General features: G+C 42.1%; 10 protein-coding genes. 4 read left to right on the top strand and 6 right to left on the bottom strand.

The genetic code is table 11. From position 1 onward, the window contains the following. Window positions 1–92 precede the first annotated feature (92 nt). Together B4Q04_RS13920 and B4Q04_RS13915 are read right to left on the bottom strand one after the other, a co-directional pair. Window positions 93–1,571: a RagB/SusD family nutrient uptake outer membrane protein gene (locus tag B4Q04_RS13920; RefSeq protein WP_013996020.1), complete on the bottom strand. Its 1,479-nt coding sequence runs from the start codon at window positions 1,569–1,571 to the stop codon at window positions 93–95. 4 nt (window positions 1,572–1,575) lie between these two features. Beyond that, window positions 1,576–4,689, bottom strand: a complete 3,114-nt coding sequence (locus B4Q04_RS13915; protein ID WP_088697137.1) for a SusC/RagA family TonB-linked outer membrane protein — start codon at window positions 4,687–4,689, stop codon at window positions 1,576–1,578. A 364-nt stretch (window positions 4,690–5,053) separates the two neighbouring features. Between B4Q04_RS13915 and B4Q04_RS13910 the strand changes: the two genes are divergently transcribed. Next, complete coding sequence (locus B4Q04_RS13910; protein WP_088697136.1) at window positions 5,054–5,869, top strand: SDR family oxidoreductase; 816 nt, start codon at window positions 5,054–5,056, stop codon at window positions 5,867–5,869. 67 nt (window positions 5,870–5,936) lie between these two features. Next, window positions 5,937–7,139 carry a mannonate dehydratase gene (gene uxuA / locus B4Q04_RS13905; protein WP_088697135.1) on the top strand — a complete coding sequence of 401 codons (1,203 nt, stop codon included), beginning with the start codon at window positions 5,937–5,939 and terminating at the stop codon, window positions 7,137–7,139. A gap of 3 nt (window positions 7,140–7,142) precedes the next feature. Here the strand turns inward: uxuA and B4Q04_RS13900 are convergent, their stop codons facing one another. Together B4Q04_RS13900 and B4Q04_RS13895 are read right to left on the bottom strand one after the other, a co-directional pair. Continuing rightward, window positions 7,143–7,811 (bottom strand): bifunctional 4-hydroxy-2-oxoglutarate aldolase/2-dehydro-3-deoxy-phosphogluconate aldolase, encoded by a 669-nt coding sequence (locus B4Q04_RS13900; protein WP_088697134.1) that lies wholly within the window; start codon window positions 7,809–7,811, stop codon window positions 7,143–7,145. A gap of 24 nt (window positions 7,812–7,835) precedes the next feature. Beyond that, window positions 7,836–8,876, bottom strand: a complete 1,041-nt coding sequence (locus tag B4Q04_RS13895; RefSeq protein ID WP_013996025.1) for a sugar kinase — start codon at window positions 8,874–8,876, stop codon at window positions 7,836–7,838. A gap of 289 nt (window positions 8,877–9,165) precedes the next feature. Between B4Q04_RS13895 and B4Q04_RS13890 the strand changes: the two genes are divergently transcribed. Then, window positions 9,166–9,873 carry a Bax inhibitor-1 family protein gene (locus B4Q04_RS13890; RefSeq protein ID WP_088697133.1) on the top strand — a complete coding sequence of 236 codons (708 nt, stop codon included), beginning with the start codon at window positions 9,166–9,168 and terminating at the stop codon, window positions 9,871–9,873. A 96-nt stretch (window positions 9,874–9,969) separates the two neighbouring features. After that, entirely contained in the window at window positions 9,970–10,401 is a 432-nt protein-coding gene (locus tag B4Q04_RS13885; protein ID WP_088697132.1) for a YybH family protein, read from the top strand. A gap of 68 nt (window positions 10,402–10,469) precedes the next feature. Here B4Q04_RS13885 and B4Q04_RS13880 read toward each other — a convergent pair whose 3' ends face one another. Beyond that, window positions 10,470–11,366 carry a hypothetical protein gene (locus tag B4Q04_RS13880; RefSeq protein ID WP_088697131.1) on the bottom strand — a complete coding sequence of 299 codons (897 nt, stop codon included), beginning with the start codon at window positions 11,364–11,366 and terminating at the stop codon, window positions 10,470–10,472. 214 nt (window positions 11,367–11,580) lie between these two features. Beyond that, window positions 11,581–13,488 (bottom strand): molecular chaperone DnaK, encoded by a 1,908-nt coding sequence (gene dnaK / locus B4Q04_RS13875; RefSeq protein WP_013996030.1) that lies wholly within the window; start codon window positions 13,486–13,488, stop codon window positions 11,581–11,583. Window positions 13,489–13,739: the final 251 nt, after the last annotated feature.

Genomic DNA, 13,739 nt, shown 5'->3' with positions numbered 1-13,739 from the left:
TTTAACCTTTAAAAATAGTTAAACGGCCTACCCTTTTTCCTTAGGTAGACCGTTTATCTATTTCACTTTACAAAATTCAATTAAGCCTCCTACTAGTAACCAGGATTCTGCTCTAAAACACCACCATAGTTATCTATTTCTACTTGGGGTATAGGTACCTTTTCGTGTTTTCCGACTTCAAACCCTAAGGGGGTCAACAAATCGGTTCTTCCCCATCTCAAGAGATCTTGTTTACGAAGACCTTCGAGGTTAAGTTCTACACGCCGTTCATGACGGATAGCATCAATCAATGCTGGACCAGTTGTTCCTAGTGGCACATCGGGCAAAACAGATTCATTACCTTCCCTAGCCCTTTTCCTTACTTTATTGACATATTCAACAGCTGTTTCAGGAGCTGATTCTGCCACAGCTTCCGCATACATCAAGTAAATATCGGCCAACCTAAGAACACGCCAGTTTACACCTCCATCACCAGCTTGGGCCGGAATGGGATAATCTGAATACGGAGCATAAGCCACTTTTTTACCGAAATAAGAGTTTACTCCATCTAACGGAGCATAAGGTTGCCCTGGAACATTGTAAAAACTATGTTCGAATCTTGGATCACCATCTTCGAATTCATCCAATAGTTCTTGTTTGGCCATAGTAAAGCCCCATCCACCATAAGCTCCGTTTGATCTCGGACCAAAAGCGTGACCTGTAGCGTTACCTAATTGAACGGCACCACCACCTTCATTGGCCTCTTTGAACTGAACCTCAAAAATAGACCCAGGACCATTCTCTCCCTGGGGTTGAAAAACTTCACGATATGTTGGTGCCAATTCATACTCGTTCAATGCGAACAACTCCTCCGCATATTTTTTAACACCGGCCATATCTTTTTGAACCGCCTTCAACCGAACCAAAAAACCTAAGGCAGCTCCCTTTGTTGCCCTCCCCATGTCTTCATCCGCATATTCCGATTTTTTCGGTAATCGCGATACCGCCTCCAACATGTTCTCTTCTATGAAATCCCAGGTTTCTTGCTCTGTGCTTCTTCCTACAGTAAGGTATTCTTCGGCCAGTTCAAAATTTTCCCTGTAAATTGGAACACCGCCAAAATATCTTACTAAATCAAAATAATAAGCTCCTCTCAAAAAGTAGGCTTCACCTATAATTCTTGTTTTAAGAGCTTCATCCATTTCAATATTAGGCACATTGGCAATTACCTTATTGGCGTTTCTAATACCTTGGTAATCTTGTGGCCACCTATTAGCTATTTCACCTACCGTAGTGAGAATTTCATAATTCTCCAAGGCAGTCAATGGATCTTGATCCGCAGGGCTGGCGCCACCTTTCCAAGCATCGTCCGTACCAATATTTCCCCAGCCATAATCACCCTGAAAGTTATTGTACCATTGCCTTAAACCCCTATACGTAGCATTAATTGCCAATAGTGCATCCGATTCGTTCCTGAAGAATGTTTCGTCGCCCGCTAACCCATAGGGCGTAGGCTCGAGAAATTCATCCGATTTACATGCTGAAAGGCAAAAAACCAATACAGCAGTGATTGTATATATTATTTTTTTCATAGTCTTATAAAGTTAAATTGATTCCGAAAAGAAATGTTCTTGGTTGTGGATATCCACCTCTATCAAGGCCTATAATCAAAGAATTGTTTTCCCCGAATTCATTAGGTGCTTTCCCTATTTCCGGGTCAAAACCAATATCATATTTTGTGAAAGTATGCAAGTTTTGACCCGAGATATAAATTCTTAATTTTTCCAAGCCGATCTTGTCTATCAAATCTGACGAAAAGTTATACCCCAACTGTAAATTCTTAACCCTTAAATAAGATCCATCATAAACGTATCTATCTGAAATTTGAATGTTTCTGGCGTTACCCGCCAAGGTCAACCTAGGCAAAGTATTTGAAGTACCTTCCCCATGCCACCTACCTAAGGCGCTTTCCTGCAATCCTGACCCTAGTTCACTTTCAAAAAAGTATGGTAGTGAACTAAAAATCTCATTTCCTTGGGTTCCTTGCAAAAAGATTCCTAAATCCCAATTCTTGTAATTAAAGTCAAGGTTAAAGCTATAATTAAAATCAGGATGCGGACTCCCTATTTTGGTTCTATCATCCGCGTTGATTACGCCGTCTGCCTGATCTGGCACCCCATCATCATTGGTGTCTATAGTTAACTGATCGACAAACCTTAAATCTCCAGGTACAGCATTCTGTTCGGCTGCAGAGGCTACTTCGCTATCGTTCTGAAAAACACCATCGGTTTCGAATCCGTAGAAATAACTTACTTCATGTCCTGGCTCCGACCTAAGAAAACCATTTTGTCCAAAAGCTCCACCCACGGCTAAAAACGCATTGTTGGTATCCAAGGATGTTAATTCATTATCGATCATATCCATATTGGCCCCTAAGCTGAAACCAAAATCTTCGTATTGTTTGCCATAACTAAGAGCAAATTCCCAACCGGTGTTGCTCATCGTTCCTTTATTGAACAAAGTAGATTCCGTAAGACCCGAAGACTGTGTTTGTGGCGGAATCAACAAAATCATGTCCTTCGTCTTTCTATCAAAGTAATCCACTGAAAATGTCAATTGATTATTGAGAAAACCTAAATCGACCCCAACATTAGTGGTAGTAGTCGATTCCCATTGCAAAAGAGGGTTGGGAACACCTTTTGATGCCGCCCCAGAAGCCCTTTGATCTCCAAATACGACATCAACATTGGCACTTGGACCAACGGACAATTCAGAGAAAAACGCAAAGTCTCCAAACGAACGGTTTCCTATCTCTCCAATACCTGCCCGAATCTTGAATTGATCAAAAAAGCTATTTTCCATAAACTTCTCGTTATGAACATTCCAAGATAAGGCGGCGGCGGGAAAAGTACCGTATCTATTATCAGGACCGAATTTTGAGGAACCGTCACGACGTACGGTTGCCGTTAACAAGTAACGGTTATCATAGTTATATATCAACCTAGAGAACAAAGAAAATAAATTGGACTCCCATCGATTTCCTGCCCCAGTAGTAGAATTACCATCCTCAATCACAACGTTTTCGCCAAACAAATCACTTAAGTTCGTAGCAAACGCCCGTGTATTGATTCCAGTAAATTCTTGTTGCTCATGACCAACCATTGCCGTTACGTTATGCTTACCAAACTCCTTATTATAGGTAAGTACATTTGACCATGTATAGCTTCTTGTCTGGTCAGATCTTGATTCCAATTGATTTTGTGTACGTAAAATACCCCCTGTAACACCATACCCCACATTATCAGGGTCGATTACCGGATCAAAATCATATCTTTCCGATGTGGTAAATTGAGGTGCATAAGTGGTTCTGAAACTAAAGTTTTTAAGAAAGTTTATATTAAAATATGCATTCAAGCTAAACTCCCGATTGGTGTTTTCATCCGTTCTGTAACGAACCTCTGCATCTGGATGTATAGCACTTACGGAAGTAGGCGAAGAATACAAACCATCCGCAGTGTAAAATGGGATATTAGGCTCCCAACCATACCCTTGAATCGCAGTTTGACCCCAGAGCCAGACCCCATTTTCAGATCTTGTATTTTGATTTCTCACAGAATATGACAACCTATGACCTAAAGTTATGTTGTCATTTAATTTATACTCGTTATTAATTCGAATATTATGCCTGTTGAAAGCCGATGATTTTAAGATACCGGCCTGATCGGTATAACCGTATGAAACAAAATACGATGCGAACTCGTTTCCACCTGAAACGGAAAGCTGATTATTCTGGATAAAGCCCGTACGAAATATCAAATTCCCCCAGTCATAGGTATTCATACTAGCAATTTCCTCATCAGAAAACTTGGGTGCCAATCCATCATTAACATAACCTTCGTTAACCAAGCCCGCCCATTGTTGTGAATCAAGCATATTTAAGTCACGTGCTCTTTCTTGAGTTCCTATATAACTATCAAAATTGATGGTTACCTTGCCTGGTCTACCAGTCTTTGTAGTAACCAAAATTACACCATTGGCTCCGTTAGAACCATAAATGGCGGTCGCAGAAGCATCCTTTAAAACCTCAATACTTTTGATATCGGCAGAATTAAGGTTGTTCAAATTACCAGGAACCCCATCTATAATTACATAAGGATCTGAATTGTTAATGGTACCTACACCTCTAATCCTAATTGTGGAATTAGCCCCAGGTTGCCCTGTTGAAGCGGTAACTGTAACCCCCGGCGCCCGGCCTTGTAAGGCTTGACCCACCGTTACAACGGCAATCTCACTGATCTCCTCCGAACTAACAGAACTCACGGCCCCGGTCAAGTCGCTTTTTCTTTGAGTACCATAACCGATTACCACCACTTCGTCTAATTTACTGGCGTCTTCACCAAGGGTAACGTCGACCTCGGTTTGATTATTAACAGCTACTTCTTTTGTCGTAAAACCTATATAACTAAATATAAGTACCGAATTACCTTCTGCCACAATGGTATAATTACCATCAAAGTCCGACTGTGTACCAGTGGTGGTTCCTTTGACCAACACATTGGCACCCGCCAAGGGCAACCCTGCCTCATCGGCAACTGTTCCGCTAACCGTAATTTCCTGGGCATGGCCATAGGCAAAAGCCACTAACCAGAATAGCCCCGCAAGGAACTTTCTAGGGTGCCAATTTTTAAATATCCATCGTGTTACTTTCATAAATTAAGTGGTTTAATTGAGTTATTTAACAAATGTTTAAGTTTTACCAAAAGTGGTGTTTATTAAGCCGTTAGCACGCAACAAATGTTCAGATAACTATCACAAATGGTTCTGAAGACCTAAATAAGTGTAATTTTTACACAAAGTAGTCTCCCCTTCCTTTGTTCCCCTCTTAACTTTCCATTACCACAATGTACACCTTCCCCAAAAAGAAAGGCAAGGGAATTATAGCCCCCTAAGGAGTCTTTAATTCGTACAAATTCCCATCTTAATTAAACAACGAAAGGAGTCTTTCACGACAAATGAATGTTATTCGCAGTATTTTCCTTTAGATTGTTTTATCTTGGGCCTTCAATCATAAAAAATGAGTAAAATGTTCGGTATTGAGAATAAAGTAGCGGTTATTACCGGAGCGAGTGGAGCCTTGGCAGGCAGTATAGCCAATAGCCTAGCAGGGTCTGGTGCAACTTTGGCACTGTTGACGAGAAAAAAATCTTCAGTCCAATCTTTATTAGATGAAATTAAAAACGTGGGCGGACACGCTAAAGCTTACGAGGCAGATATCCTTAGCGAGGACAGTCTAAACAAGGTCAAAAATGAAATTCTATCGGATTTCGGAAAAATAGATATTCTTCTGAACATTGCCGGAGGCAATCTTCCCGGAGCTACCGTTGCCCCGGACCAGACCATCTTTGATATTTCCGTTGAGGATTTTAAAAAAGTGACCGAACTGAACTTAAACGGCACCCTTATTCCCTCTTTAATATTCGGAAAGGTCATGTCTGAACAAAAGCAGGGGGTTATCATAAATTATTCTTCCATGGCGGCAGATAGGGTCATTACCCGCGTTGCCGGTTACTCGGCCTCTAAGGCGGCTATGGAAAACTTTACCAAGTGGATGGCCGTTGAAATGGCTACCAAATTTGGCAACGGCCTCCGTGTCAATGCCATTGCCCCCGGATTTTTTATAGGCAAACAGAACAAGGCACTCCTCACCAATGAAGACGGATCTTTTACCCAACGTGGAAAAACCATAATCAACAACACGCCCATGGGTCGCTTCGGTGAAATAGACGAACTGAATGGCGCCATACACTTTTTATGTAGCGATGCCGCACGGTTCATTACAGGCATAGTTCTTCCCGTTGACGGTGGTTTTAGTGCTTTTAGCGGGGTTTAGGCCCAGCCTTTTGATTTTAATTATATAGTTCGTTACAGTTCAATTACAATAAATCAACTTCACATATATGGAACAAACATGGAGATGGTACGGGCCTAACGACCCTGTTAGCCTTCAAGACATAAAACAAGCCGGAGCTACGGGAATCGTAACCGCGCTTCATCACATTGCGAACGGCGAAATATGGTCGGTGGAAGAAATCCAAGAACGCAAGAACCTTATCGAAAAAAACGGTCTGGTATGGTCGGTAGTTGAATCGCTACCTATTCATGAAAGCATCAAGACCCAACAAGATGGCTTTGAACAACTGATCGAAAATTACAAACAAAGCCTAAAGAACCTCGCCCAGTGCAATATAAAGGTCGTATGCTACAATTTCATGCCTGTACTTGACTGGACCAGAACAAGTCTTGACTACGAAGTAAAAGATGGCTCCAAGGCCTTGTTGTTCGATGCTACGGCCCTTGCCGCTTTCGACCTTTTTATCCTAAAAAGACCTGGGGCGGAAAACAGCTTTTCCGAAACCCAAATCGAAGCCGCCAAAGCCTATTACAACGCAATGTCGGAGGATGACATCTATAAACTGGTAAAAACCATTATTGCGGGCTTACCCGGATCTTCCGAAAACTATCATATACCCAAAACAGGTTTTGACCTCAGTCCATTTCAGGCAACCTTAGACACCTATAAGGGGATGGGTGAAGATGATATGCGCAGCAATCTCGTTTATTTCTTGAACGCCATAATGTCGACCGCTGAAGAAAACGGAATATTAATGTGCATCCATCCCGATGACCCTCCATTTTCTATTTTAGGCTTGCCGCGTATCATGCGAACGGAAGAAGATTACGCCTATATCTTCGATAAGGTGGGTTCTATAAACAACGGCATTACTTTCTGTACGGGTTCACTTGGAGCGAGGGCCGACAACAACCTTCCTCAAATGTTCAAAAGGTTCGCCGACCGTGTCCATTTCCTTCATTTGAGAAGTACACAACGCGACGGCAAAGGTAACTTCTATGAAGCCAACCATTTAGAAGGTAACGTACCTATGTACGACTTGGTAAAGCTTATTCTTTCCGAGGAAAAGAGAAGAAAGGAAGCGGGACGAGAAGATTTTCTTATTCCCATGAGGCCCGATCACGGACACCAAATGCTTGATGACCTCCATAAAAAAACCAATCCCGGTTATTCGGCCATAGGTCGCTTGCGCGGATTGGCCGAATTACGGGGATTGGAATTTGGTATTCGAAAGGCGTTCTTCGAATAATATCTAACTTCTAAGCTTTTTGATCAAAGCCAAAGTTTCCCTTACACGATTTTCTAGGCCAGCAAAATCTTTGTTGGCCAGAATATCTTTACTGATCAATTGCGATCCCATACCCACACAAGTTACACCGGCATCGAACCAACCTTTTAAATTGGCCTCGTCGGTACTAACACCTCCTGTTGGCATAACGCTAGTCCATGGCTGTGGGCCTTTTATCGCTTTCACGTATCCTGGACCATAAGTCGAACCTGGGAAAAGTTTGATTATCTCACAACCCATTTCCTCCGCACGGTTTATCTCGGCCAAGGATCCACAACCCGGAGACCAAAGCACCTTTCTTCGGTTGCAGGCTATAGCTATATCTTCACGAAGTGAAGGGGTAACAATAAAGTTCGCCCCCATCTGCATAAACAGACTGGCCGCCGCCGCATCGGTAATCGATCCAACGCCCATAACCATGCCAGGTAGTTCCTTTATCGCATATTTATTTAGTTCTAAAAAGACTTCATAAGCAAAATCGCCACGAGCGGTGAATTCCATCAAACGTGAACCTCCGTCATAACATGCTTTTAAAACTTTTTTACCCAACTCTACATCGGGGTGATAAAACAAAGGCACCATTCCGTTTTCTTTCATTACGGATGCGACCTCTATTCTTGAATACTGAGCCATATTTATTGTTTGTAGTTAATGTTCTTATCTTGCAACTCGGCCGGAAGCATCTCCGCCCATCAATTTTTCCACCTCATCAACGGTTACCAAGTTGGCATCACCTTTGATCGTATGCTTTAAACAAGAAGCGGCAACGGCAAAATCCAATGCATTTTGGTCATCTTCCGGGTATTTCAACAATCCGTAGATCAATCCGCCCATAAAAGAATCTCCCCCACCTACTCTATCAACAATATCGGTAATTTGGTATTGACGGGTTTCGTACATTTTGGAACCATCCCATAATACACCTGCCCAAGTATTGTGCGATGCAGAAATAGAGCCCCTTAAGGTAGTAATAACCTTTTTGGCTTTTGGAAATTTTTTCATCATTTGCTTACAAACCGACAAGAAAGCCTCTGCCTTAACATCGGCACCATCTTTATGAACATCCAATCCTTCTGGGTGAATACCAAAATGCTTTTCCGCATCTTCTTCGTTCCCTAAGATGATATCACAGTACGATGTTAATTCGGTCATGATGGCCTCTCTATCACCACCATAATTCCAAAGCTTGGCCCTGTAATTTAAATCGGTCGATATAGTAATGCCCCTATCGCTTGCCGCTTTAACAGCTTCTAAGCACACATCGGCAGCGCCTTGTGATATGGCAGGCGTAATACCGGTCCAATGAAACCACTCTACACCTTCAAAAACGGAATTCCAATCGATCATTCCCTTTTCAATCTCGGCGATGGCCGAATGGGCACGGTCATAAACAACTTTACTTCCTCGGCTTACAGCTCCGGTCTCAAGAAAATATATCCCCAATCGGTCACCTCCATAAATTATCTTATCGGTACCAACACCGCGTTTGCGCATTTCCATAAGAGCACATTCACCGATATCGTTTTTTGGCAAACGTGTAACAAAATCTACGGGAACCCCATAATTGGCCAAAGAAACGGCAACATTACTCTCTCCTCCTCCGTAAACAACATCGAAGCTGTTTGCTTGTGAAAATCTTAAAAATCCTGGAGGGGCCAAACGCAACATGATTTCCCCGAAAGTGACTACTTTTTTCATTTTAACTAATTAGGTTATTTGATTCTTATTTTACGAAAATAGTTGTTATTTTTTTGACAGCCACAAAATTAAGGTTTCCTACAAAGTAACCGGCTGTAAATTCAGGTCAAATGTACCAACTACTTCGGGTTTAACAATATTTATCGGTTTTGAGATATAACTCTACATACCTCTATCTAAAAATTTTAGATATTTTAAAAAAATCGAAAAAAATGACCGTTCATCAAAAAAAGAAGCTCCCTTAACTTTTTATTTATTTATTTGCCACCTTGAAAAAACCTTAATAATTATGAAGAATCACCCTACAACCAGCACCCAAATGCTTAGTACGCTTACCGATGTAGAAAGGGCTTCTTTTTACCGAAAAACCTATATGCACCTTGCAGGCGCAGTACTTCTATTCGTTCTGGTCGAAACCGTATTCTTTCAAATACCACCTATATTGAATTTTGCCCTTTCACTAACCGGTGGCTATAGTTGGTTGATCATGTTAGCGGCGTTTATGTTCATAACCAACTATGCGGAACGTTTGGCCTTAAAAAGCGAGAACACCAACACACACTACCTAGGCTTGGTATTGTATGTAATCGCCGAGGCCTTTATATTCATACCATTGATCTTTATCGCCATTATGGTTGCGGAAGACGGCTCCATGGCCATTCTCAACCAGGCTGCGATTATGACGCTTTCATTGTTTACGGGCCTTTCCGCCATTGTGTTCCTGACCAAAAGGGATTTTTCGTTTCTCAGATCGATTTTGGCGGTCGGCTTCGCCATTGCCCTAGGTCTTATCATAGCCGGAACCTTGTTCGGTTTTAACCTTGGCCTTTGGTTTAGCGCGGCCATGGTAGTATTGGCCTCTGGCTCGATCCTGTACCAGACCTCGAACCTCGTTCATAACTATCGTTCAAACCAGCACGTAGCGGCATCACTGGCCCTGTTCGCCAGCCTAATGTTATTGTTCTGGTATATCTTAAGCATTCTTTCTAGGGATTAACCCATAGTGTTTATATTTTTAAGCAAAGGGCTCCGATATTTTGTCGGGGCTTTTTTTGTGCTATCTTTCCAACGAAAAACAATTACCGCTACGACCATGAAAAAACTCAAGCTATTTTTAGCCTTTGCCCTTACCCTTACTTTTAATGGCATTTACTCCCAAAACAAAGATATCGACACCATTAAGGATATCATGAAGCAACAGGAAGAAGCTTGGTCGGCCCATGACCTTGAAGGCTTTATGCAGGGCTATTGGAAATCGGAAGACCTTACCTATTTTAGTAGAGGAAAAATCACAAAAGGATGGCAAACCACCTTGGACAACTATAAAAAAGGCTATCCTACAAAAGCCCATACCGGGGAACTTCGGTTTAGAATCGCGCAGATTACCGAAATAAACGAGGGGGGATACTATGTCATGGGGGAATATTTCCTGACCCGGGAAGCTGGTGATGCCAATGGCACTTTTATGATCATTTTCAAAAAAATAAATGGGGAATGGAAAATAGTGGCGGATTCGTCTTGCTAGCCCCCCCTCTTTATCGATTTACCGAACCTCCATTTACCCTACTCGGGTAGCTTCGGCCGTTCGGCCGATTACTGATAATAAGTGATGCGTCTTGTCGTATAGACATTTTGAGGCGTTACGATTTCTTTGACCCAATTATTGGCCGTCGTACCATCAAACTGATAGATATAATTTTCGGTCGAGTCCCCAAAGCGCTTTTTGGTCTTTACCGTTGATAAAACACCATCTTCACCGTATTGATAATGCTTTTCGTCTTGTACGATCCAGGTTTCGGTAGAAGCGTCGTACAATGCTTCCTTATGCATTGTCAAACGACCATTGCTATTATAGATGTCGGTTGTTTTTGAAGTAGGGAGGCCTTCTATATAGTTTTGCTCTTCCACTTTTTTTAGCTCCTCCCCCTGTTCCAATATTTTAGATATGGTCTTGGTTTTTGAGGGTCTTCCGTTTACGCTTTGATTGACTATAGTCGTTTCGTTTTCTTGCAGATATTCAAAATCGGTCTCATCTATACCAAGGGTATTGGTACGGATGATCTTTACAAGCTGATTTCCCGCATTGTATACATAGACGTTCTTTTCCAGCAATTCCTTATCGTAAGACACGATTTTCTCCGTAAGTCTTCGATTTTCCAAGGTATCCACTTCATAGAAGCTAGCTATGGAGGTGGCCCTGTCAAACTTACCGTCCATATAGCTTTCAACCCTTCTCTCCTTTAGAAAATCGAGAACATACTTGTAGTAGGTCGTTTCATAATCGCTATCGTTATACCGCGTAATGGATTTGGTCAAACGGCCCTCCCTATCAAAATAATATTCCTCCTTGCCATAGTCGGTAATTACTTCGCACGATTTTACATTTCCCTTAAGATTAAAATCGGATACTTTAAAAGTCTCGATATCTTGGGCAAATCCATTCGTATAAATTACCAAGGTAAAAAACAAGGTCGCGATTTTCTGAATCATAATGCAAAACTACTTGATATTATGCCAACTAAAAACAAAACCCATACCAAATCGACAAAAAGTAAACTACCTCGGTACGACCCCTCGAGGCATTAAAAGAAATACACCTTGGTTTCGAGGCAAGTCTCGGAGCATTTAATCACGATTATCAAGCAAAAAGCCCGTTCGGCAGTATACCGAACGGGCTTAAAATTATTGACGCTTAGCGTCTTACTTATTTTACTTCTTCGAAGTCTACATCTTCTACGTTGTCGCCTTCTTTGGCTCCTTCTGCAGAAGCGGCATCACCTTCAGGAGCGGCTCCGTTTTGTTGTCCTTCGGCCTGAGCCTTGTACATTTCTTCGGAAGCTACTTTCCAGGCTTCGTTAATCTTATCCAAAGCAGGGGCAATTACGGCCAAATCTTTAGATTCGTAAGCGGCTTTCAACTCGGTCAAAGCATCTTCAATTGGTTTTTTCTTGTCATCTGACAACTTATCACCAAATTCTTTTAACTGCTTTTCTGTCTGAAAGATCATACCGTCGGCCTCATTGAGCTTATCGGCTATTTCTTTTGCCTTTTTATCGGCTTCGGCATTCGCTTCGGCTTCGGCTTTCATCTTTTTGATTTCTTCTTCGGTCAAACCTGAAGACGCTTCAATTCTGATATCTTGCGTTTTGTTCGTGGCTTTATCCGTTGCAGAAACTTTAATGATTCCGTTCGCATCAATGTCGAAAGTCACTTCAATTTGAGGTGTACCTCTTGGTGCGGGTGGAATACCGTCTAAGTGAAAACGTCCTATGGTCTTGTTATCGGCTGCCATTGGGCGTTCCCCTTGCAATACGTGAATTTCTACCGAAGGCTGGTTGTCCGCTGCGGTGGAAAACACTTGCGATTTCTTGGTCGGAATCGTAGTATTCGCCTCGATCAACTTGGTCATTACACTTCCCATGGTTTCGATACCCAAAGACAAAGGTGTAACGTCTAACAACAATACATCTTTAACGTCTCCGGTAAGTACCCCACCTTGGATGGCGGCACCTATAGCTACAACCTCATCGGGGTTCACACCTTTTGAAGGTTTTTTGCCAAAGAATTTCTCAACAGCTTCCTGTACGGCAGGTATTCTTGTAGAACCACCTACCAAGATAATCTCATCGATATCACTTTTAGAAAGTCCGGCCGATTTCAACGCACTCTCGCAAGGAGCAATGGTACGTTTTACCAAATCTTCTATCAATTGTTCGAACTTGGCCCTGGTCAAAGTACGCACCAAGTGTTTCGGACCTGTAGCGGTAGCCGTTACATATGGCAAGTTGATCTCAGTCTGAGCCGAAGACGACAATTCTATTTTAGCTTTTTCAGCAGCTTCACGCAATCTTTGCAATGCCATGGCATCTTTACGCAAATCGATGCTTTCTTCCTTATTGAATTCATCTGCCAACCAATCGATAATTTTTTGATCGACATCATCACCACCCAAGTGGGTATCACCATCGGTAGATAGTACTTCAAAAACACCATCTCCCAATTCTAGTATAGAAACATCATGTGTACCACCACCAAAGTCAAAAACAACGATTTTTTGGTCGGTATCCTTCTTGTCCATACCATACGCCAAAGAGGCTGCGGTAGGCTCGTTTATAATTCTTTCTACGGTAAGACCTGCAATCTCGCCAGCTTCTTTAGTAGCTTGACGCTGTGCATCGTTAAAATATGCAGGTACTGTAATTACCGCACGGCTAACGTCTTGTCCTAGGTAGTCTTCCGCTGTTTTCTTCATTTTCTGAAGAATCATGGCAGATAGTTCTTGTGGCGTATACATACGGCCATCAATATCGACACGTGGTGTATCGTTATCCCCTTTTACCACTTTATAAGGAACTCTTTCCGCTTCTTTGCTAGATTCGGAAAATTTGTTGCCCATAAAACGCTTAATGGAATATATCGTTTTGTTAGGGTTGGTTACCGCCTGTCGCTTTGCCGGATCCCCTACCTTGATTTCCCCACCATCTACAAACGCAATAACAGAAGGGGTTGTTCTCTTTCCTTCAGCATTGGGAATCACTACCGGTTCGCTACCTTCCATTACGGAAACACAGGAGTTGGTAGTACCCAAGTCAATACCTATAATTTTACTCATGCTATATGTTTTAAATATTAGTGCTAATTTTTATAATCGATTACAGATTGACAAACAATATGCCAAGCCACCGCAACATGACATGATGTCATTTTCGCTATTATGACATTCGCAAAATCCGCCACATAAGGACCATAATCGCCCAAAACAAGACAAATTGAGACATATTCTCTTTGTAAAAGCAAACCAAAGGCCGTCATTTTCCACAAAGCCTATCCCAAAAAAACTTATTCGGCACCAAAACGAAATAG

It is taken from the genome of Zobellia sp. OII3 (genome assembly GCF_002211465.1).
GTDB lineage: Bacteria > Bacteroidota > Bacteroidia > Flavobacteriales > Flavobacteriaceae > Zobellia > Zobellia galactanivorans.
This window is presented reverse-complemented; position numbering and strand designations above follow the sequence as displayed.